Annotated in this window: 17 protein-coding genes and 2 tRNA genes; 13 read left to right on the forward strand and 6 right to left on the reverse strand. The window is 63.6% G+C overall.

All coding sequences use genetic code 11. The annotated features are described in order from the left end of the window. Positions 1-40: 40 nt before the first annotated feature. A complete protein-coding gene (locus AC1DIX_RS18305) occupies positions 41-787 on the reverse strand; it encodes a hypothetical protein (RefSeq protein WP_477326281.1) in 747 nt (248 codons plus the stop codon). Positions 788-1,004: 217 nt separating this feature from the next. Here AC1DIX_RS18305 and AC1DIX_RS18310 point away from each other — a divergent pair, with 217 nt between their 5' ends. The 7 genes from AC1DIX_RS18310 (at position 1,005) to AC1DIX_RS18340 (ending at position 9,583) form a co-directional block, all read left to right on the forward strand. Beyond that, positions 1,005-1,421: a lysozyme inhibitor LprI family protein gene (locus AC1DIX_RS18310; RefSeq protein ID WP_477326283.1), complete on the forward strand. Its 417-nt coding sequence runs from the start codon at positions 1,005-1,007 to the stop codon at positions 1,419-1,421. A gap of 24 nt (positions 1,422-1,445) precedes the next feature. Beyond that, entirely contained in the window at positions 1,446-2,066 is a 621-nt protein-coding gene (locus AC1DIX_RS18315; protein WP_477326285.1) for a TMEM175 family protein, read from the forward strand. Between the two features lie 129 nt (positions 2,067-2,195). Then, positions 2,196-4,367 carry a M3 family metallopeptidase gene (locus AC1DIX_RS18320; protein ID WP_477326287.1) on the forward strand — a complete coding sequence of 724 codons (2,172 nt, stop codon included), beginning with the start codon at positions 2,196-2,198 and terminating at the stop codon, positions 4,365-4,367. Between the two features lie 84 nt (positions 4,368-4,451). Further along, a complete protein-coding gene (locus AC1DIX_RS18325; protein ID WP_477326289.1) occupies positions 4,452-6,575 on the forward strand; it encodes a M3 family metallopeptidase in 2,124 nt (707 codons plus the stop codon). Positions 6,576-6,721: 146 nt separating this feature from the next. Continuing rightward, positions 6,722-6,934, forward strand: a complete 213-nt coding sequence (locus AC1DIX_RS18330; RefSeq protein WP_258847285.1) for a VF530 family protein — start codon at positions 6,722-6,724, stop codon at positions 6,932-6,934. Continuing rightward, the gene (locus tag AC1DIX_RS18335; protein WP_442121204.1) at positions 6,931-7,227 is read left to right on the forward strand and encodes a DUF4404 family protein; all 297 of its coding nucleotides are present in this window, start codon (positions 6,931-6,933) and stop codon (positions 7,225-7,227) included. Before AC1DIX_RS18330 ends, AC1DIX_RS18335 begins: the two co-directional genes overlap by 4 nt. A 76-nt stretch (positions 7,228-7,303) precedes the next feature. After that, entirely contained in the window at positions 7,304-9,583 is a 2,280-nt protein-coding gene (locus AC1DIX_RS18340) for a YgiQ family radical SAM protein (protein WP_477326291.1), read from the forward strand. 9 nt (positions 9,584-9,592) lie between these two features. On the opposite strand, the gene AC1DIX_RS18345 is transcribed toward AC1DIX_RS18340, so the two are convergent. The 3 genes from AC1DIX_RS18345 to AC1DIX_RS18355 form a co-directional block, all read right to left on the reverse strand. Further along, the gene (locus tag AC1DIX_RS18345; RefSeq protein ID WP_477326305.1) at positions 9,593-10,321 is read right to left on the reverse strand and encodes a PEP-CTERM sorting domain-containing protein; all 729 of its coding nucleotides are present in this window, start codon (positions 10,319-10,321) and stop codon (positions 9,593-9,595) included. A 249-nt stretch (positions 10,322-10,570) separates the two neighbouring features. Then, the gene (locus AC1DIX_RS18350; protein WP_477326293.1) at positions 10,571-11,713 is read right to left on the reverse strand and encodes an AI-2E family transporter; all 1,143 of its coding nucleotides are present in this window, start codon (positions 11,711-11,713) and stop codon (positions 10,571-10,573) included. Continuing rightward, a complete protein-coding gene (locus AC1DIX_RS18355; protein ID WP_442121207.1) occupies positions 11,710-12,192 on the reverse strand; it encodes a cyclic nucleotide-binding domain-containing protein in 483 nt (160 codons plus the stop codon). Before AC1DIX_RS18355 ends, AC1DIX_RS18350 begins: the two co-directional genes overlap by 4 nt. Before the next feature lie 227 nt (positions 12,193-12,419). Here AC1DIX_RS18355 and AC1DIX_RS18360 point away from each other — a divergent pair, with 227 nt between their 5' ends. After that, a complete protein-coding gene (locus AC1DIX_RS18360) occupies positions 12,420-13,568 on the forward strand; it encodes a GGDEF domain-containing protein (RefSeq protein ID WP_477326295.1) in 1,149 nt (382 codons plus the stop codon). A gap of 216 nt (positions 13,569-13,784) precedes the next feature. Here the strand turns inward: AC1DIX_RS18360 and AC1DIX_RS18365 are convergent. Both AC1DIX_RS18365 and AC1DIX_RS18370 read right to left on the reverse strand, forming a co-directional pair. After that, a tRNA-Asp gene (locus AC1DIX_RS18365) sits at positions 13,785-13,861 on the reverse strand. Positions 13,862-13,905: 44 nt separating this feature from the next. Continuing rightward, positions 13,906-13,981 (reverse strand) — tRNA-Val (locus AC1DIX_RS18370). Positions 13,982-14,265: 284 nt separating this feature from the next. On the opposite strand from AC1DIX_RS18370, the gene AC1DIX_RS18375 reads away from it, so the two are divergent. The 5 genes from AC1DIX_RS18375 to rdgC all read left to right on the forward strand — a co-directional run. Next, positions 14,266-16,482, forward strand: a complete 2,217-nt coding sequence (locus AC1DIX_RS18375) for a TonB-dependent receptor (RefSeq protein WP_442121209.1) — start codon at positions 14,266-14,268, stop codon at positions 16,480-16,482. A gap of 444 nt (positions 16,483-16,926) precedes the next feature. Beyond that, a complete protein-coding gene (locus AC1DIX_RS18380; RefSeq protein WP_477326297.1) occupies positions 16,927-18,765 on the forward strand; it encodes a S8 family peptidase in 1,839 nt (612 codons plus the stop codon). 189 nt (positions 18,766-18,954) lie between these two features. Further along, on the forward strand, positions 18,955-20,751 hold the full coding sequence (locus tag AC1DIX_RS18385; RefSeq protein WP_477326299.1) for a S8 family peptidase: 1,797 nt from the start codon (positions 18,955-18,957) through the stop codon (positions 20,749-20,751). 109 nt (positions 20,752-20,860) lie between these two features. Beyond that, complete coding sequence (dinB, locus tag AC1DIX_RS18390) at positions 20,861-21,937, forward strand: DNA polymerase IV (protein ID WP_477326301.1); 1,077 nt, start codon at positions 20,861-20,863, stop codon at positions 21,935-21,937. An 88-nt stretch (positions 21,938-22,025) separates the two neighbouring features. Then, on the forward strand, positions 22,026-22,236 hold a 211-nt coding region (rdgC, locus tag AC1DIX_RS18395), incomplete at its 3' end, for a recombination-associated protein RdgC (RefSeq protein ID WP_477326303.1).

The raw sequence follows: 22,236 nt of genomic DNA on the forward strand, positions 1-22,236 counted from the left end.
GAGAATCACCTGTTAGCGCTACGCTCCAGCCGTGCAAACTTCAGTGAGTCGTGAACGACTCGAGCTCTTCCGTGGTGCGGTGCTGGACCGTGCCGCCCGCATCATAGTCTTCGACGATCATCTTCACGTCGCGTTTGATCTCGGGCGCGTACCAGTAGAGTTTGTACATCCGGCCGCCGATCGGCTCGGGGGTATGGGCGGCCTGCGAATTGACGATGATCGCCTGGCCGTTCCCCCCAGTGTGTACCGAGCCACTGGTGCTCGCAGCCTGCGGCTCGAACTCCTTGAACCAATTGCCCTCCATCTCGATTTTCAGCGCTTTGAAGGTTCCGGCGGAGACTTTGATTTCATCCCATCCGAGCACGGTGTAATGCAACTTGTTCCTTAGTGTCTTGATGGCAGGTGTCGGGTGCGGCTGTGTTTGGTCCGTATCCCAAATCTTGCCTGGTTCCAAGGGAAAAGCGTAGGGGCGGGAAGTGACCTGTTCCTCGCCATTGATGACAAGCGACGTGCTCCAATCCAGGTTCAGGCTCGCCTCATGCGGTGGCAGGTTGCTGTCGGCCGGTTTATTCGCCATGACGAATGAATGAGATCCGACACGTGATACCCAGGCCTCGTATCGACGTGTCGACGAGACCAGCGTGCCGCCCTTGTTCTCCTCGGTTCGCACGCTGTACAGCCATTTGTCGCCCTCCTTGAGCGCGGGGCGGTCAAGTGGTTGCGCATGCAGCGTTGCACTTGCTGCGCATGCCAGTAGGGCGCACACGGCGTTGCGAAATGCCTTCATAGTTGCCTTATCATTGTTTTCGAGGAAATTATACGTTCAAGGATCGATGCCGCATGTAGCATTTTGTTTCTGATTTCGATACTGAAGTTCGAGAATCTGGCGGTCTCGAACGACGTCATCACCACGTCTTCATGAGCTAGGTGCTCAGCTTCATCTATGATGGGATTAATTGGAATAAGCTCGAGTACGCGGGTCACCCACAATACGGAAGGGTAATATGAAGAGGTATCTGAGTTATGCCGCAATGATTTTCAGCGTTATGACCACCGCTGCGGCTGCAAAATTGCTTTGCCACGATTCCAAGAATACAGTCGAAGACACAAAATGCATGTCTGCCGAGATCGATAAGGCAGACAAGACGCTTCGAGAATATCTGGATGCAGCAAAGGAGCGCATTTCCAGAGACAAGATAACCGGACTAAATCTCGATGCTACACAGGCTGAATGGTCACGCTACCGTACATTGCATTGCGGCGATGTGTACCAGTTCTGGGCTGATGGAACTTATCGTTATCGTGCTTCGGCACAGTGCCAAATCGATCTGGCACGCACACGCACGCACGACATCTGGGCTGCATACCTGACATTTGTCGATTCAACTCCCGCGCTGCTTCCCGAACCGGGGCTTCCTTGACATTCATGAACTTATAACGATCCGATGGGCAAAAACCGACTGGAAGCCTTCAGCGACGGCGTCATCGCCATCCTCATCACCATCATGGTGCTGGAACTGAAAGTCCCGCATAGCGCGGACTTCCGGGCCCTGCTGCCGTTATGGCCGGTGTTCATGAGCTACGTGCTCAGCTTCATCTACATCGGGATCTACTGGAACAACCACCATCACATGCTGCACGCGGTGAAGGAAGTCAGTGGCGGCATCCTGTGGGCCAATCTGCACCTGCTGTTCTGGCTGTCCCTGATTCCCTTCGTGACGGCGTGGACGGGCGAGAACCATTTCGAGACCGGGCCGACCGCCACCTATGGCTTCGTGCTGTTCATGTGCGCGGTGTCGTATTCGCTGCTGGTGCGCGGCCTGGTGCGCAACCACGACAAGAACACGACCCTGGCCGAAGCCATCGGCGACGACCGCAAGGGCAAGATCTCGATCGTCCTCTACCTGGTCGGGGTGGCGCTGTCCTGGATTGCCGCCTGGCTGGGTTTCCTGGTGTATGCGGCCGTGGCCGTGATGTGGCTGATTCCGGACCGGCGCATCGAGAAGAAAGTGGTCCAGGAGATCCAGGAGGAGGAGGCTGAAGAAGCCAGGAAAGACGCGTCCTGACGGATGCCGTCAATACGGCGGATTGCAACACCTCAATATGACGACGCGGCAATAAGCCTGCTATGATCTTCGGCGCACCTGCTGCCGGGCACGCTTCGGCAGCGTCCGATTAGTGTCCTGAAAGATCGCATGAAACGTCAACACAGCTTCATCGTCGCGGCAAGCATCGCGCTTGCCTACGCAAGCACCGCCATCCCCGCCGCCGCCGCTCCCACTGCTTCCGCCGCACCCGCTGCCGTCTTCGACGCTTCGAACCCGTTCGCCAAGGCCAGCACGCTGCCCTTCCACTACCCGGCGTTCGACAAGATCAAGGACGAGCACTTCAAGCCGGCCTTCGAAGCGGGCATGCGCGTGCACCTGCTGGAGATCGAGGCGATCGCGAACAACCACGCGGCGCCGACGTTCGACAACACCATCGTCGCGATGGAGCGCGCGGGCCAGCTGCTGGCGCGGGTGTCGACCACCTTCTCGAACCTGCAGAGCGCCAACACCAACGACAACCTGGACGCGATCGACCGCGAGATGTCGCCGAAGCTGGCGGCCCACGCGGACGCGATCTACCTGAACGCCACACTGTGGAAGCGCGTGAAGAGCCTGTACGACAAGCGCGATGGCCTCAAGCTGGACGCCGAAGCCAAGCATCTGCTGGAACGCTACCACCGCGACTTCGTGCGCGCCGGCGCCAATCTCTCCAACGCCAACAAGGAGAAACTGAAGGCCTATAACGGCGAGATCGCCAGCCTGCAGTCGACCTTCGCCCAGAACGTGCTGAAGGAAGCGAATGCCTCGGCGCTGGTGGTCGACACCCGCGCCGAACTGGCCGGCATGTCGGACGCAGAGATCGACGCCGCCAGCGCGGAAGCCAGGAAGCGCGGCCTGGACGGCAAGTTCGTGATCGCGCTGGCCAACACCACCGGCCAGCCGCTGCTGTCGTCGCTGACCAACCGCGGTACGCGCGAGCGCCTGATGGCGGCATCGATGACGCGCGGCAGCCGCGGCGGCGAATTCGACGGCCGCGAGCTGGTGCAGCGCCTGGCGAAGCTGCGCGCCGAGAAGGCGACCCTGCTGGGCTACCCGACCTATGCCGCCTATTCGCTGGAAGTGGAAACCGCGAAGACGCCGGAAGCCGTCAACAAGCTGCTGGGCGAGCTGGCGCCGCCGGCCGTGAACAATGCGCGCAAGGAGGCCGCCGAAATCCAGCGTGTGATCGATGCCGAAGCTGGTAAACCCGGGGGCGGCTTCCAGGTCGCCGCCCATGACTGGGCCTTCTACACCGACAAGGTGCGCCAGGCGAAGTACGCCTTCGACGAGAACCAGTTGAAGCCTTACTTCGAACTGAACAACGTGGTGCAGAACGGCGTGTTCTTCGCCGCGAACAAGGAGTTCGGCATCAGCTTCAAGGAGCGCAAGGACCTGCCGGTGTATGACCCGGACGTGCGCGTGTTCGACGTCTTCGACGCCAACGGCCAGCAGCTGGCGATCTTCATCATGGATTACTACGCGCGCCCGAACAAGCAGGGCGGCGCCTGGATGAACGAGTACGTCACGCAGTCCACGCTGCTGGGCAACCACCCGGTGGTGGCGAACCACCTGAACATCCCGAAGCCGCCCGCCGGCCAGCCGACCCTGCTGACCTATGACGAGGTGCGCACCGCCTTCCACGAATTCGGCCATGCGCTGCACGGCATGTTCTCGAACGTGAAGTACCCTACTTTTGGGGGCGCCAACACGCCGCGCGACTTCGTCGAGTACCCGTCGCAGGTCAACGAGATGTGGGCCACCTGGCCGGAGGTGCTGGCCAACTACGCGAAGCACTACCAGACCGGCGAGCCGATGCCGCAAGAGCTGCTGCAGAAGGTGCAGGCGTCCGCGAAGTTCAACATGGGCTACATCACCACCGAGTACCTGGCCGCTTCGCTGCTCGACCAGCGCTGGCACCAGCTGGCCCCGAGCCAGATCCCGACCGACGTGCTGGGCTTCGAAGCCGCCGCGCTGAAGGATGCGGGCGTCGACTTCGCGCCGGTGCCGCCGCGCTACCGCACGACCTATTTCTCGCACAGTTTCTCGCTCGGCTATTCGGCCGGCTACTACGCCTACCTGTGGAGCGAAAAGCTGGACGCCGATACGGTCGAGTGGTTCAAGGAGAACGGCGGCCTGCTGCGCAAGAACGGCGATCACTTCCGCGAGACCCTGCTGTCGCGCGGCGGTTCGGCCGACGCCATGGACCTGTTCCGCAATTTCCGTGGCCGTGATGCGCGGATCGAGCCGCTGCTGGAGCGCCGTGGCTTGACCGGCAATTGAGCGGCTTCCACTGTCAAGCGTGGGCTCCCCGAGCCCACGCGAAGCACCACAACAAACAACAAGACGATTTTCACTGGAGAGAGAATGAACCGTTCCCACATCCTGGCCTTCGCCGTCACCGCGGCCGTCGCCACCTTCGCCCAGGCGGCGCCATCCCAGCTGCCGGCCTCGAACCCCTTCGCCAAGCCGAGCACCCTGCCGTTCCAGTACCCGGCCTTCGACAAGATCAGGAATGAAGACTTCGCCCCGGCCTTCGAGGAAGGCATGCGCCAGCAGTCGGCCGAGATCGACGTCATCGCCAATAGCAAGGCGGCGCCGAGCTTCCAGAACACCATCGTCGCGATGGAGCGTTCGGGCCAGCTGCTGAACCGCGTCTCGACCGTCTTCTACAACCTGGTCGGCGCCAACACCAACGACACCCTGAACGCGCTGGACAAGGAACTGGCGCCCAAGCTGGCCGCGCACAGCGACAAGATCCGCCTGAACGAGAAGCTCTACAAGCGCATCAAGACCCTGTACGACAAGCGCGAGCAGCTGCACCTCGATGCCGAATCGGCCTACCTGCTGGAGCGCTACCACACCGACTTCGTGCGCGCCGGCGCCCAGCTGTCCGCCAGCGACAAGATCAAGCTGAAGGCCTATAACGCGAAGATTGCAGCCCTGCAGACCCAGTTCAGCCAGAACGTGCTGAAGGAAGCGAACGCCTCGGCGCTGGTGGTCGACAGCCGCGAAGAGCTGGCCGGCATGTCAGACAAGTCGATCGACGTCGCCAGTGCGGAAGCGAAGAAGCGCGGCCTGGACGGCAAGTTCGTGATCCCGGTCGTGAACACCACCCAGCAGGCGCCGCTGTCCGTGCTGACCAACCGCGCGACCCGTGAAAAGCTGCTGGCAACCTCGCTGGCGCGCGGCGGCCATGGCGGCGAATTCGACAACCGCGCCCTGGTGCTGGAGCTGACCAAGGCGCGCGCCGAGCGCGCCGCGCTGCTGGGCTATCCGAGCCACGCGGCCTATATGCTGGAAGACCAGACAGCGAAGACCACCGGCGCGGTCAACAAGCTGCTGGCCGAATTCGCCAAGCCGGCCGTGAACAACGCGAAGAAGGAAGCGGCCGACCTGCAGAAGGTGATCGACGCCGAAGGCGGACAATTCCAGGCCGCCGCCTACGACTGGAACTACTACAGCGACAAGGTGCGCGCCCAGCGTTACGCCTTCGACCAGAACCAGCTGCGTCCCTACTTCGAGTACAACCGCGTCCTGATCGACGGTGTGTTCTTCGCCGCCACCAAGGAATACGGCATCACCTTCAAGGAGCGCAAGGACCTGCCGGTGTACGACCCGGACGTGCGCGTGTTCGACGTCTTCGACGCCGACGGCAAGCAGCTGGCGATCTTCCTGCACGATCCCTACGCGCGCGCCAACAAGCGCGGCGGCGCCTGGATGAATGCCTACGTCGGCCAGAACACCCTGCTGGGCACCCACCCGGTGATCGCGAATCACCTGAACATCCCGAAGCCGGCCGCCGGCGAGCCGACCCTGCTGACCTACGACGAAGTGCGCACCATGTTCCACGAGTTCGGCCACGCGCTGCACGGCATGTTCTCGAACGTGAAGTACCCGCGCTTCTCGGGCACCCGCGTGCCGCGCGACTACGTCGAGTTCCCCTCGCAGGTCAACGAGATGTGGATGGCCTGGCCGGAAGTGCTGGCCAACTATGCGAAGCACTACCAGACCGGCGAGCCGATGCCTCAGGCGCTGCTGGACAAGGTGCAGGCATCAAGCAAGTTCAACGAGGGCTATCGCACCACCGAGTACCTGGCGGCCTCGATCCTGGACCAGAGCTGGCACCAGCTGGCCCCGAACCAGATCCCGACCGACGTGCTGGGCTTCGAAGCCAAGGCCCTGCATGACGCTGGCGTCGACTTCCCGCTGGTCCCGCCGCGCTACCGCACGACCTATTTCTCGCACGTGTTCTCGGGCGGTTACTCGGCCGGCTACTACGGCTACCTGTGGGCCGAGAAGCTGGACGCCGACACCGTCGAGTGGTTCAAGGAGAACGGCGGCCTGCTGCGCAAGAACGGCGACCACTTCCGCCAGACCCTGCTGTCGCGCGGCGGCACCATGGATGCGATGGAGATGTACCGCAAGTTCCGCGGCCGCGATGCGAAGATCGAGCCGCTGCTGGAGCGCCGTGGACTGACGGGGGAGTAATAAGTTTTACGAATACCCGAGGGACTTGGATTCCCGCCTGCGCGGGAACGACGAAACAGGGCGCGGCAACGGCGAGCGGCGCGCCCATCCTTCCCCGTCAGATATAAAATTTCCCACAACGCCCTCACGAGGACATCGTCTCTGCAATGAGTGTTCAGGCATTACACGGTATTACCTTAGAATCCTTATTAACCCGCCTGGTCGAGCACTACGGCTGGGATGGGCTCGGCCGCCGTATCGCGATCAACTGCTTCATCAAGGACCCCAGCATCAAGTCGAGCCTGAAGTTCCTGCGCAAGACGCCCTGGGCCCGCGAACAGGTCGAGAAGCTGTACCTGGAGACCAGGTTCACCACATGAGGGACGACGACATGCTGCCTGATAACGAAGACACCCTGAAAGCGCACCTGAAGACCTTGCACCGCCACCTCGAGGAGACGGGTGAGGTCGACGACGAACTGGAGATGCTGCTGCGCCAGCTCGACGGCGACATCAAGCACGTGCTCGAGCGCCGCGCCGACGACCCGGACGCCAACACCTATGGCCTGGCTTCGCGCAGCCAGGAAATCACGGCCCGCTTCGCGGCCCGCCACCCGAACCTGGAGCCGGCCCTACGCCAGCTCGGCAATATCCTCAACAACATGGGCATCTGATTAAGTTGTTGAAAACTAAGCCAATTTTGGAGGGGGGAGGAGTTGACCGACGGCTTTTCCTGTAAAATGCCGGCCAATGAACTCCCCCACCAATCTTTTCGCGAGCGTCCCCAAGCGCTCCAGCCGCGCTCCCGCCGCGCCCTTCCTGCCCATGTCCCGCGCGGAGATGGACAAGCTGGGCTGGGATTCGTGCGACATCATCCTGATCACGGGCGACGCCTACATCGACCACCCGAGCTTCGGGATGGCGCTGGTCGGCCGCCTGCTGGAAGCCCAGGGTTATCGGGTCGGCATCATCAGCCAGCCGGACTGGACCTCCGTGGAACCCTTCCGCGCGCTCGGCAAGCCCAATCTGTACTGGGGCATCACCGCCGGCAACATGGACTCGATGGTCAACCGCTACACGGCCGACCGCAAGATCCGCTCGGACGACGCCTACACGCCGAACGCCGAGCCGAATAAACGTCCGGACCGCGCCGTGACCGTTTACTGCCAGCGCGCCCGCGAAGCCTTCCCGGGCGTGCCGGTGATCGCCGGTTCGATCGAGGCCTCGCTGCGCCGCATCGCGCATTACGACTACTGGTCGGACAAGGTGCGCCGCTCGGTGCTGTTCGAATCGAAGGCGGATCTGGTCATCTTCGGTAACGCCGAACGCGCCCTGGTCGACGTCACCCGCCGCATCGCGGCAGGGGAGAACATCAAGAACATCCGCGACCTGCGCGGCACCGCCTTCCTGGTGCCGCACGGCTGGCTGCCGGACCAGGAGTGGTCGGTGCACAACTCCACCCGCGTGGACGTGCCGGGCCGCGTCGACCCGCATCCGAACCCCTACGCGATGGCGCAGGAAGACACCAAGGCCTGCGCCACCGAGAATGCGCAGCCGGAACCGGAGGTCAAGCCGATCGTCATCATGACGCGCGAAGAGAGACAGGCCGCCGCGCGCGAAAAAGCACGCAAGACCGTGGTGCGCCTGCCGTCCTTCGAGACCGTCAGCGAGGATCCGGTGATGTACGCGCACGCCTCGCGCGTGTTCCACCTCGAGTCGAATCCGGGCAACGCGCGCGCGCTGGTGCAGCAGCACGGCGACCGCGACGTCTGGCTGAACCCGCCGCCGCTGCCGCTGGCCATGGACGAGATGGACGGCGTATACGACCTGACGTATGCGCGCGCGCCGCACCCGAGCTACGGCAAGGCGCATATCCCGGCCTGGGAGATGATCCGCTATTCGGTGAACATCATGCGCGGCTGCTTCGGCGGCTGCACCTTCTGCTCGATCACCGAGCACGAAGGCCGCATCATCCAGAGCCGTTCGGAACCGTCGATCCTGCGCGAGATCGAGCTGATCCGCGATACGACGAAGAACTTCGCCGGCACCATCACCGACCTCGGCGGTCCGACCGCGAACATGTATCGCCTGTCCTGCAAGGACAAGAAGATCGAGGAAACCTGCCGCCGCCTGTCCTGCGTCTATCCGACCATCTGTTCCAACCTGGGTACCGACCACAGCAAGCTGATCTCGCTGTACCGCAAGGCGCGCGCGATCCCGGGCATCAAGAAGATCCTGATCGGCTCCGGCCTGCGCTACGACCTGGCCGTGCGCTCGCCCGAGTACGTGAAGGAACTCGTCACCCACCACGTGGGCGGCCTGCTGAAGATCGCGCCGGAGCACACGGAAGAGGGCACGCTGTCGAAGATGATGAAGCCGGGCATCGGCACCTACGACGAGTTCAAGGCGCTGTTCGACAAGTACTCGAAGGAGGCGGGCAAGAAGCAGTACCTGATCCCCTACTTCATCGCGGCCCACCCGGGTTCGACCGACGAGGACATGCTGAATCTCGCCTTGTGGCTGAAGAAGAACAACTTCCACCTCGACCAGGTCCAGACCTTCACGCCGACGCCGATGGCGATGGCAACCACCATGTACCACACGGGCAAGAACCCGCTGGCCAAGGTGACCGAGGATTCGGAAGAAGTCGTCACCGCCAAGAGCGGCAAGACGCGCAAGCTGCACAAAGCCTTCCTGCGCTACTACGATCCGGAAAACTGGCCGGTGCTGCGCGAAGGCCTGAAACGCATGGGCCGCGGCGACCTGATCGGCAACGGCGAGCGCCACCTGGTGCCGCCGCCCGGCAGCGAGCAGGAAGCCACGCCGCGTAGCGAGCGCAAGGCCCTGCCGCTGGTGGCCGAGTCCCGCGGTGCCGCGCCGAAGGGCCGGGTGATCGAGGTGGCCACCCGCCGCAACGGGCGTGGAAACAGCCGCAACGATCCAGCACCCTTCGTGGCGCCGCCGGGCAAAGCCAAGCCGGGCATCCTGTCAACCATCAAGACCAAGCCGAAGGCGGCAGGGCGGAAGTAGAGCCCGGCTCTACACGCCCGGCTTGCGGCGACGGACCGCAGCCAGGCCTGCGCTGCCGATGGCCATCAGCAGCCAGGTCGCCGGCACCGGCACGTCATTCGGCGGCGGACCCTCGTCCGCCGTGCCCTCCACGCCGACGGTGAAACCATTCCAGTATTCGGAAGTCAGGCTGCGCCAGGTCAGCGAGTCGAAGGTGCCGGTGAAACGGATGGTGCCATGCGGCTCGCCGGTGCCGATCAGCCGGTATTCGGTGTTGCCGCCGCCGAGATCCACTACCTGCTTGGTCAGGGTGCCGCAGCCATAGAAGCCGCAGCTATGGTTGCCTGGAGCGGCCGCTCCCAGGCCGGCGCCATAGCTGAGGATATCGAAGTCCTGGTTCAGGAAGGCGTAGCCGTTGCCGTTCAGGCTGACGACGGCGAATACCGGATTGGCGACCGATTGCGAGAAGGTCAGCGTCTGGCTGCCCGCATACTGCAAGGCGATGATGTCGGTGCCGGTGGGCGCGTTGTCGACTGCGCTGCTGGTGTAGGGCGAAGTCGAGTTGCGCGGCCCCCAGTAGTCGGTACCGCCGCTGGGCTGGTAGAAGCCGACGCCCGCAGCATTCGTATACGTGACGGTGACTGTCGAGGTGGCGGTGGTGATGGTGCCCTGGGCCCTGAAGCCGGGACCGGTGTCGAGGTCGCCGCCCTGCCAATCGGTCCAGTAGATCGGAGCGGCGCTGGCCGTGCCGGCGGCCACCAAGGCCAAGGCGGAAATGGCACTCCGAAGGAATGCGGTATGGCGATTTGTTGTCATTTTGCTCCCTCTTTGTTTTTGGTTGCCGAAGGAATTTCGACGCAAAACGCAATGCAATATTCATACCATTAAACCAAGTCCTTGATTTTCCATCGAAAGGGAGTGCCAGGGATGAGCAGACGTCAAATTTTCCGACAGTTGGTTAATAATTTAATATAACCAACAATATGCAGCCTGGGTTGAACGTCGCCGTCAGGCAAGCAGATCCCCGCTCGCCTGTTTTTCCCGCAACTGCCTTGCGTAGCGGTGCCTTGCCCGCAGCCGTGGATTGGTCATCAGGCGGCCCAGGGTTTCTCCGATGACCATCACCACGCCCAGCAGCGGCAGCACCAGCATCAGGCCGGCCACGCCGGACAGGGCGCCGCCGATGAAGATCATCAGCACCGCGATCAGCGGGTGGATCTTCAGGCTGCGGCCGAGGGTGATCGGCATGAAGACGAAATCGTCCAGCAGGCGCGCCAGGATGAAGACGACGATGGCGCCGTAGGCGACCAGCGGATTGACGGGGGCGTCGGTGGCGGCGACGATCACCACCATCACGCAGCCGACCACCGAGCCGATGAAGGGCACCCAGGCCAGCAGCGCGGAAATGAAGCCCAGCAGCAGCGGAGATGACACGCCGATCACCCACAGGCCGAAGCCCAGCACGATGGTGTCGAGCACGGTCAGCTTGAGCAGGCCCTCGAAATAGCGGCGCGCGGTCTGGTCGACCTCGTGCAGCAGGAACAGGGTGCGTTCGAAGTAGGCGTTCGGCACCGCGCGCGCCAGGAATTTCTTGAAGCGCAGGCCGTCGCGCAGGAAGAAGAAGGCAAGGAAGGGCGCCAGCAGCAGCGAGGGCAGCCAGCCGGCCGCGGTGACCAGGATGGTAGCCAGGTAGCGCTGGGCGAAGTTGTCGGTGAAGGCCTTGAAGCGCTTGTTGACCAGCGAGGTCAGGTGCATCTCGGCCAGCAGCGGGAATTTCGCTTCCAGCAGCGCCATCGTGTTGCGCACGAAGGCCACGCCGCCGTTCGCGTACAGCGACAGGGTCTCGCTCCAGGAAGCGCTGTCCTCCGCCGGTCCGCTGCTCCACGACAGCGCGGCCGCGACCGCCAGCGTGGCGAGCCCGAAGAACACGGCGCACACCAGCATCGACGAGACGCTGCGCGAAAAGCCCAGGCGCAGCAGGCGCCGCATCGGCCCCAGCAGGGTGTAGTACATCACGGTGCCGAAGATGAAGGGCAGTACCAGCCACAGCATGTGCTCGAGCAGCACCAGCAGCAGGCAGGTGACGGCGACGATCGCGGTCCAGGYCACCGGCCCGGCGCGCTCCTCGCGGACCACGGGGCCGCCGATCACAGCGCTTCCAGCTGCGGACGGCCGTCGAGACGCTCGCGCAGGCGCTGGCCGATGTGGCGCGCCAGCGCCAGCGAGATCTTGTAGCCGATCACGGCGTCGGTATCCATCAGCGCCAGGAAGTCGTCGCGGAAGAACACCGCCAGCTCGCAGTGCTCGACGGCGCGCGCCTGGGCGCTGCGCGGCGAGTTGTCGAGCAGGGCGAGGTCGCCGAAGAAGCCGCCCGGTCCCAGCTCGCTCACCAGCCGGCGGCTGCCTTCGTGGGCGCGGCTGATCTCGACCCGGCCCGCCATCACCAGGTAGAGCGCCTGGCCTTCCTCGTTCTCGTCGAAGACGATTTCTTCCGGCAGGTAGCGCCGCTCGTGCATCAGGCCATCCACGAACTTGACCTCGAGCGGCTTGAGCGTGCGGAACAGCGGTGTGTTCTGCAGCCTGTGCTGGCGCGGGGACAGGGTCTGGGATGTGAGAAAACCAAAGATCACGGCGGCTCCATGAAAACAGCGGCAAGGATGGACATCAGGCTATTGTCAATTATGCACGATTCAGTTGTGCCATGTAGCAATGTTCCAACAGTGCGGCATATCCGGCAGCAAACCGAGGACGCACTCGAATTGTGCGTAACCAAATGTTGAAACCGTGTAAGATAATTCCTTTGGGAAACAGCTGTTGTAATAATTACAGTAAACCGCGGCAGTCCCTGAGGACCACAGTGATCGATATTCAAACCTTCATGCTGGCGCTCGGTGTCGGCAATATCGCGTTTGCCCTGCTGATGGCAGGTTATATGCGGGGGGCGGACAACAGCCCGGCGCTCGGCTGGTGGATGTGGGGGCGTCTGTCGATCGGGCTCGCCCAGCTCTGCTGGTGGGTCGCGCCGCAGTTCGAGCCGGGCCTGGTCGAGGCGCTGTCCGCCTGCGTCTGGCTGGCCGGGGTGGCGCTGGAAGTGGGCGCCAACTGCCTGTTCTTCGGCTTCAGGCGCTGGCGCCAGTCCCTCTACCTGTTCACGCTGCCCGGCTGGGTGGCGATCGGCTATGCGGTGGCGACCGGAGCCTCGCGCCTGCAGCTCACCGAACTGATTTCCTTCATCATCGCCCTGTTCGTATTCGGCGCGGCGGTGGTCCTGCTGCGTCCGCGCAAGGCACCGCTGCTGCAGCGTCTCATCGGCATCAACAACATCCTGTTCGCGCTGGCGATCTGGACCTGGCTGGGCCTCGAGGGCGGCAATCCGGGAACGACCATGTCGGCGGTGAAAGACGTGGCCTACCTGGCCAGCTATCTCCTGATGATCGTGAACGGCTTCGGTTTCCTGTTGCTGTGCAAGCAGAAGGACGATGCCCTGATGCGCAGCCTGGCCACCGTCGACAGCCTGACCGGCATGCTGAACCGCCGCGCCTTCTTCGAGCGCGCCGACAGTGCGCGCCTGCTGGCGCTGCGCCTGCGCAAGCCGATCACCCTGCTGATGCTCGACATCGACCACTTCAAGCAGCTCAACGACGGCTATGGCCACGCCTGCGGCGATCGCGCCCTGCAGGCGTTCGCCGACACCGCGCGCGGCGTGCTGCGCGAGCACGACGTGATTGGCCGCCTGGGCGGCGAGGAATTCGCGCTGGTCCTGCCGGGCACCGCGCTCGAGGGCGCGCTCGAAGCGGCCGAACGCCTGCGTATCGCGGTGGCCGAGGCCCCGGTGCTCGACTGCGCGCCAGGCTACCGCATGACGGTGAGCATCGGCGTGGTGACGATCGGCGTCGGCGAGGAGCTGACGGCGGCGCTGGCGCGCGCCGACCACGCGCTGTATGCGGCCAAGACCGGCGGACGCAACCGCGTCGAGCTTGGCGCCCCGATGCTCAGGAGGGCATGAGGCGCAAGGCAGGGCAGAAACGAAAAAAGGCCCGACAAGTCGGACCTTTCTTCTTTGATTCTGGCGGAGCGGACGGGGCTCGCCCACGTCCCGCGGGCCGCGGAATCGCTTGCAGGCGATTCCCTTCGAGCCCGAAACCGGGTCTCCCGCAGGGGAGACCCTCCTGTACCTGAAAAGAAAAAAGGCCCGACAAGTCGGACCTTTTTTCTTCGATTCTGGCGGAGCGGACGGGGCTCGAACCCGCGACCCCCGGCGTGACAGGCCGGTATTCTAACCAACTGAACTACCGCTCCGTTTTTACTGATCTTTTCTTCGCTGGCGGCATCATCGGAAGATCTGGTGGGCGCTGAGAGGCTCGAACTCCCGACCTAATCCTTGTAAGGGATCCGCTCTACCAACTGAGCTAAGCGCCCGCAAACCACTTCGATGTTGCCTTCGACGTTTGTCACCGCGTCCGAAGAGGCCCGAATCATAGCGTATCCCTTCCGGAGCACGCAAGGGTTTTGGGGAAAAATAATTTGTTGTATGGCCGCCTATCCCCACGCATATTTCTTGCCTTGACTTATACACATGCTCGACAATTGCGCGCCTACCAACCTGGCAATATGAAGACGCCGATCACGGCGCGCTTGCCGGGGGAAGAGGGGGCTGGGGGAGACATAAATACAAGTTTTTTTACCCTTCCTAGGAAATCGAAATGACCAAGATGTCCAAGATGCACAAGCGCGTCATCGCCGCCCACGGCGCGATGCTGGCGCTGTCCGCCATGTCGGCCGCCCCGGCCCTGGCCCAAGCTACATCGACCAACGAGCTGCAAACCGTTACCGTGACGGCGCAGCGCCGCACCGAAAACATCAAGGAGGTGCCGGTTTCCGTCAGCGCCATCAAGGGTGAGAAACTGGACGTCATCGTCTCCGGTGGCGAAGACATCCGCGTGCTGGCCGGCAAGGTGCCGAGCCTGAACATCGAATCGTCGAACGGCCGCACCTTCCCGCGCTTCTACATCCGCGGCTACGGCAACACCGACTTCTCGCTGTTCGCGTCGCAGCCGGTGTCGCTGATCGTCGACGACATCGTGCAGGAAAATCCGATCCTGAAAGGCTTCCCGATCTTCGACGTGGCCGGCGTGGAAGTGCTGCGCGGCCCGCAGGGCACCCTGTTCGGCCGCAACACCCCGGCCGGCGTGGTCAAGTTCGAATCCGAAAAGCCGAACCTGAAGAAGGTCGAGGGCTACTACAACGCCTCGTGGGGCACGCATAACACCGTCAACCTGGAAGGCGCCGTCAACGTGCCGCTGTCCGACAAGTGGGCGATGCGCGTCTCGACCCTGCGCCAGCACCGCGACAACTACGTCGACAACTACAGCGACCTGGCCAAGACCAACAAGACCGGCGAACTGGACGGCTACAACGAACACGCCGAGCGCGTGCAGTTCCTGTACACCCCGGACAGCACCTTCAGCGCCCTGTTCAACGTGCACCAACGCACCACCGCCGGCAGCGCCCGCCTGTTCCGCGCCAACCTGATCAAGAAGGGCACCAACGACATCGCCGACGGTTACGACCTGAACAGCATCGTCACCAATGCCCTGAACTTCCAGAACCTCAAGACCAACGGCGCCAACCTGCGCCTGTCGTGGGACCTGGGCCCGGTCAAGCTGTACTCGATTACCGGCTACGAAGGCGTGGGCCACTACAACAGCCGCGGCGACATCGACGGCGGCACCCCGGCCGGTCCGGGCTTCATTCCTTTCCAGGTACAGACCGCCAGCCGCCTGACCGACCTGACCCAGTACTCGCAGGAATTCCGTGTCGAGTCGAAGAACGCGGGCCCGATGAACTGGCAGGCCGGCCTGTACTACTTCGATGAAGACGCGACCGGCGGCAGCGACAACTTCGACAGCGTGACCCAGCAGCAGACCTCGCGCGTGGTCTCGAACCAGAAGAACAAGGCCTGGGCCGCCTTCGGTTCCGTGACCTATGCCGTCAACGATGCCTTCACCCTGCGCGGCGGCCTGCGCTACACCGACGACAAGAAGGACTTCGCCACGCTGGAACACACCAACGTGACCCTGATCGGCCCGGCCGGCATCAGCGAGAGCAAAAGCAAGGTCAACTGGGACCTGTCGGGTACCTACAAGCTGAACCGCGAAGTGAACCTGTACGCCCGCATGGCGACCGGCTTCCGCGCGCCGAGTATCGCCGCCGCGTCGGCATCGGTGCCGGTGACCGTGGCCGACGCCGAGACCGTCACCTCGGTCGAAGGCGGCATCAAGGCCGACCTGTTCGAGCGCCGCGCCCGCGTCAACTTCTCGCTGTACGACTTCGAGGTCAAGAACCAGCAGCTGACCGTGGTCGGCGGTAACTCCAACGTCACCAAGCTGATCAACGCCAAGAAGACCAAGGCCCAGGGTGCCGAGTTCGACTTCGAAGGCATCGTTAGCCCGTCGCTGCGCGTGACCGGCGGCGCCAGCTACAACTTCACCGAGATCCGCGACCCGAGCCTGTCGGTCAACAAGTGCGCCCAGTGCACCGTCACCGACCCGGTCAACGCGGCCGGCCGCGTCGAGATCAACGGCAACCCGCTGCCGCAGGCGCCGAAGTGGACCCTCAACGCCACCGCGCGCTATGGCATCCCGATGGGCGACGGCGAGTTCTTCGTCTACACCGACTGGTCCTACCGTACGAAGATCAATTTCTTCCTGTACGAAGCGAAGGAATTCAGCGGCAAGCCGCTGACCGAAGGCGGCCTGCGCGTCGGCTACAACTGGGCGGGCGGCAAGTATGAAGTGGCTGCCTTCGGCCGCAACATCCTCGACCAGCGCCGCATCACCGGTGCGATCGACTTCAACAACCTGACCGGCTTCACCAACGAGCCGCGCACCTACGGCGTCCAGTTCAAGGGCAATTTCTAAGTCCTGAACGGCTGTCCGGTTGAGCAAAAGGCCGCGAGCGATCGCGGCCTTTTTTACGTCTGGCGCGTATGCATCTTCGTTAAAATTTATGCGTTATATCTGATATAGATCAAAGCTATGTGTTAAATGTTATGGCTGACCAAGAATGATAATCTCCTTATAATTTTGCGTTTTTTAGCAAGATCTTATTTTGCTGAGCCGATTTTCCGCCAAATAAAGTATGTTTTTGCTACGAAGTACTGTTTTTCGTTGTAAAGATGCCGAAATCAATTGTGAAATTTCCACAAGGTTTCTTCCTTCGCGCTAATCTTCCGTGTCCGCTTTCAGACGGGCAATCGGTGTGCAGAAATAGCGCCGACACAACTAGATCTCAGGCACTCAGTAGTTCATGACGTGCTTGCGGAAAATCAAAACTTTTGTGTTTTTCTATAAAAAGGAAGAAACATGAAGTCTCAGAAATCGATGTACCCGGCAGTCTTGAAACTGTGCGCAGTGGCCGTCCTCGGCCTCGGCGCAGGCTTTGTCCAGGCCGGCGTGCCGGCCACGGCAGTCACCGCATCCGCCGCGCAGGGTGTGGACGTCACTGCCGAGACCGACCGCCTGATCGTCAAGTACAAGGACGAGTCGGCGCCGGATGCCAAGAGCGTCGCCAAAGGGCTGTCGCGGGCCGCCGCGGCGTCGCCGATGGCCGCTTCGCGCCTGGCCGTCCTCAACACGGCCGGCCGCAAGCTCGGCCTGACGATGAAGGAACTGCACACCATCGGTACCGGCGCCCGCGTGATCCAGATGAACCGCAAGATTTCGGTGGCCGAGGCCGCCAAGCTGGCGGCCGACCTGGCCGCCGGCGATGCCTCGATCGAGTACGCGGAACCGGACCGCATCAAGAAGCCGATGTTCACGCCGAACGATCCCTACTTCAGCCAGCAGTGGGACTACACCGATACCGTCGGCGGCATGCGCCTGCCGGCGGCCTGGGACAAGGCCACCGGCACCGGCATCCGGGTGGCGGTGATCGATACCGGCTACCGTCCGCACGTCGACCTGCAGGGCCAGATCCTGGCAGGCTACGACTTCATCGCCGACACCACGATCTCCAACGACGGCAACGGCCGCGACAGCGATGCCAGCGATCCGGGCGACTGGACCGCCGCCGGCCAGTGCGGCACCGGCCAGGCCGCCACCAACTCGAGCTGGCACGGCACCCACGTGGCCGGCACCATCGCCGCGCTCACCAACAACRGCATCGGCGTGGCCGGCRTCGCCTACAACGCCAAGGTCGTGCCGGTGCGCGTGCTGGGCCAGTGCGGCGGCTATACCTCGGACATCGCCGACGGCATCATCTGGGCTTCCGGCGGCACCGTCTCGGGCGTGCCGAACATCGCGGCGCGCGCGCAGGTGATCAATATGTCGCTGGGCGGCGGCGGCGCCTGCGACACCACCACCCAGAACGCAATCAACGGTGCCCGTTCGCGCGGCACCGTGGTCGTGGTCGCGGCCGGCAACGAGTCGCAGAACGTCAGCAACAGCAGCCCGGCCAACTGCTCGGGCGTGATCGCGGTGGCGGCCACCAACAAGTCGGGCGGCCGTGCCTCGTACTCGAACTACGGCACCCTGGTCGACGTGGCGGCGCCGGGCGGCGACAGCGGCGCGGCGATCCTGTCGACCCTCAACGCCGGCACCAAGGGTCCGGGCGCCGACAGCTACGCCGGCTACATGGGCACCTCGATGGCCACTCCGCACGTGGCCGGCGTGGTCGCGCTGATGCTGTCGGTGAATCCGAACCTGACCCCGGACGACGTCGAATCCCGCCTGAAGTCGAGCGCGCGCGCCTTCCCGGCATCGTGCTCGGGCTGCGGCGCGGGCATCGTCGACGCCTCGGCGGCGGTCGATGCGGCCCTGGGCACCGGCGGCACCGGCACCACGATCTCGGAAACCGAGTCGAACAACACGATCTCCACCGCGAACGCCGTGACGACCGCGGGCACCACGGTCAACGGCACCATGGGCAGCACCACCGACACCGACTATTTCGTGGTCCAGGTGCCGGCCGGCAAGACCCTGAGCGCGACCCTGACGCCGAACTCGACCTCGGACTACGACCTGTACATCTACAACAGCGCCGGCACCCAGGTGACGTCCAGTACCAACGGCGCCGGTTCGATCGATTCGGCCAGTGCGACCAATACCGGCACCACCACCGTGCCCGCCTATGTGCGCGTGGTGTACTACAGCGGCGGCACCGGTTCGACCAGCGGCAAATACACGCTGAAGCTGAGCTGGTAACCGAGCTGCTAATTGCCTGGAAACGGGAAAGCTGATTGCCTGTAAAGGAAATGCCAGGAGTCAATAAATTCCGCTAGCAATCAATTACTTATCAAAAATTTTCCTGTGGTGAAAACCCCTAAAGCGGCCCCAAGCGGGCCGCTTTTCGTTACGCTCGTCGGTTCGGTTTAACGAAAAGAGGAAGCAAGCATGTCGCACCACAAGATGTCTCCCGTGTTGAAACTCTGCGCCGCAGCCCTCGTCGCCTTCGGGTCGCTGGCCGCCAACGCCGCGCCGCAGGATGCGGCGCAAACCAAGGTCATCACCCAGACCGACCGCCTGATCGTCCGCTACAAGGATGCGGTCGACAATTCCAAGGGCGCCATGCCCGCCCGCGCCCTGACGGCCGCGCGCCAGGCCTTGATGGCTCGCTCCGGCCAGCAGCTCGGCGCCACCATGCGCTTGCTGCGCGCCACCGCCACCGGCGCCAACGTGATGCAGCTCAGCCGCACCATGTCGATCGACGAAGCCAGGGCCCTGGCCGCCGACCTGGCGGCGCGCGACCCGGACGTTGAATACGCCGAACCGGACCGCATCATGCTGCCGCTGTTCGTGCCCAACGATCCGATGTACACCCAGCAGTGGGACTTGTTCGACGCCAAGGGCGGCATGAACGTGCCGGCCGCCTGGGACAAGTCGACCGGCGCCGGCATCAACGTGGCCGTGATCGATACCGGCTACCGTCCCCACGTCGACCTGCAGGGCCAGATCCTGCCGGGCTATGACTTCATCACCAACGCCACCATCGCCGGCGACGGCAACGGCCGCGACAGCGACGCCAGCGACCCGGGCGACAACACCTATGCCGGCCAGTGCGGCACCGGCATCCCGGCGCAGGACGAAACCTCGAGCTGGCACGGGACCCACGTGGCCGGCACCATCGCCGCCAAGGCCAACAACGGCGTCGGCGTGGCCGGCATCGCCTACGGCGCGAAGATCGTCCCGGCCCGCGTGCTGGGCAAGTGCGGCGGCTATACCTCGGACATCGCCGACGCCATCGTCTGGGCCTCCGGCGGCGCCGTCACCGGCGTGCCGGCCAATGCCAACAAGGCGCGCGTGCTGAACCTGTCGCTGGGCGGCAGCGGCGCCTGCGACACCACCACCCAGAATGCGATCAACAGCGCCCGTTCGCGCGGCGCCGTGGTCGTGGTCGCGGCCGGCAACTCGAACATCAATGCCGCCAACTCGAATCCGGCCAACTGCGCCGGCGTGATCGCGGTGGCGGCGGTCGGCCGTACCGGCGCCAAGGCCTCGTACTCGAACTACGGCAGCGTGGTCGACGTGGCGGCGCCGGGCGGCGACAGCGGCGCGGGCATCCTGTCGACCTGGAACGCCGGCACCAGCACCCCGGCCGGCGACAATTACGGCTACATGATGGGCACCTCGATGGCGACTCCGCACGTGGCCGCCGTGGCCGCCCTGATGCTGTCGAAGAACCCGAACCTGACGCCGGACGAAGTCGAGGCCAAGCTGAAGTCCACCGCGCGCGCCTTCCCGGCGGCCTGCTCGGGCTGCGGCGCCGGCATCGTCGACGCCGCAGCGGCGGTGAACGCCGTGGCGGCCACCGAGACGGTCACGCCGCCGACGCAGAACGAGGTCGAGCCGAACAACTCGATCTCGGCCGCCAATGCGGTGAACGTCTCGGGCACCGTGGTCAAGGGCACGCTGTACGGTACGACCGACAACGACTACTTCGTGGTCCAGGTCCCGGCCGGCAAGACCCTGACCGCGACCCTGACCATGAACGCCGGCAGCGGCAGCACGGACTATGACCTGTACGCCTACAACAGCGCCGGCACCCAGCTGGCGATGAGCACCAACGGCGCGGGCACGCCGGACGCGGTGTCGGTCGCCAACGCCACCTCGGCGACTTCGCCGCGTTACGTCCGCGTGCGCTACCACACGGGTGTGTATGGCGCCTCGTACTCGCTGAAGTTCACCTGGTAAGCGGCTGGACAAGCAGTGAGACAAGGGCGCGCGACGCAGGTTGCGCGCCCTTTTTGCTTGCACTCTTGCATCATTCCCGCTTTCCCCTGATACTGTATGCAATTACAGTATGAACATCCTCCTCCGCAAGATCATCCACTGCGATTGCGACTGTTTCTACGCATCCGTCGAGATGCGGGACGACCCGTCGCTGCGCGGCCGGCCGCTGGCGGTCGGGGGACGGCCGGACCAGCGTGGCGTGGTCGCCACCTGCAACTACGAGGCGCGCCGCTTCGGCATCCATTCGGCGATGGCGACCGCCCAGGCGATGAAGCTGTGCCCGGAGTTGCTCCTGATCCCGCCGAACATGGAAAAGTATCGGATCGCATCAACCCAGATCATGGACATCTACCGCGACTACACGGAGCTGGTGGAGCCGCTGTCGCTGGACGAGGCCTACCTGGACGTGACGGCCTCACCGCACTGCAAGGGCAGTGCGACCCTGATCGCGCAGGAGATCCGCCGGCGCATCTTCGAGACCGTCGGCATCACCGCCTCGGCCGGGGTGGCGCCGAACAAGTTCGTGGCCAAGATTGCCAGCGACTGGAACAAGCCGGATGGCCTGTTCCTGGTGCGGCCGGAGGAGATCGATGATTTCGTCGCGGCGCTGCCGGTGAAAAAGCTGCATGGCGTCGGCAAGGTCACGGCGGCCAAGATGAATGGCCTGGGCGTGCAGACCTGCGCCGACCTGCGCGGCTGGAGCATGGCGAAGCTGCAGGAACATTTCGGGTCCTTCGGCGCCCGCCTGCACGACCTGTGCCGCRGCATCGACTACCGCGAGGTGAATCCGGTACGCGAGCGCAAGTCGATCAGCACCGAGGAAACCTATACGCCGGACGTGCCGGACCTGTCCGCTTGCCTGGCCCTGCTGCCGGAATTGATGGAGCACCTGCAGGGCCGCATCAAGCGCAACAATGCCGAAAAATTCATCAACAAGCTGTTCGTGAAAATCAAGTTCAACGACTTCCAGCAGACCACGGTCGAGTGCGTCGGCTATGCGCCCAATCTGGCGGTCTATACCCACCTGATGGAAACCGGCTGGCTGCGCGCCGGCCGGCCGGTGCGCCTGCTGGGCGTGGGCGTGCGGCTGGCGGACAGCGAACAGGTTGAGCAGCTGAGCTTGTTTGACGAACGCGCAACACATTAAAAAAGGCCGCGCTGCCGGCTGAAATTTGCCACCCGGCAGCGTGTAGAATGTCGTTCCCCTGGAAATAAAGAGATAACTGAAAGCAACTATGTGGTTCAAGAATCTTCAGATTTACCGCCTGCCCGCACCGTGGGCATACACCGCCGAACAAATGGAAGAGGCGCTGCAGTCGCAGGCGTTCACGCCGGCCAGCAGCAATGAACTGCTGCGCCAGGGCTGGGATTCGCCGCGCGGCAACGGCAAGCTGGTCCACGAAGTGAACAAGCAGATGCTGATGATGCTGGGCACGGAAAAGAAAC

The sequence above is a fragment of the Massilia sp. 05N420 genome (assembly GCF_056397205.1).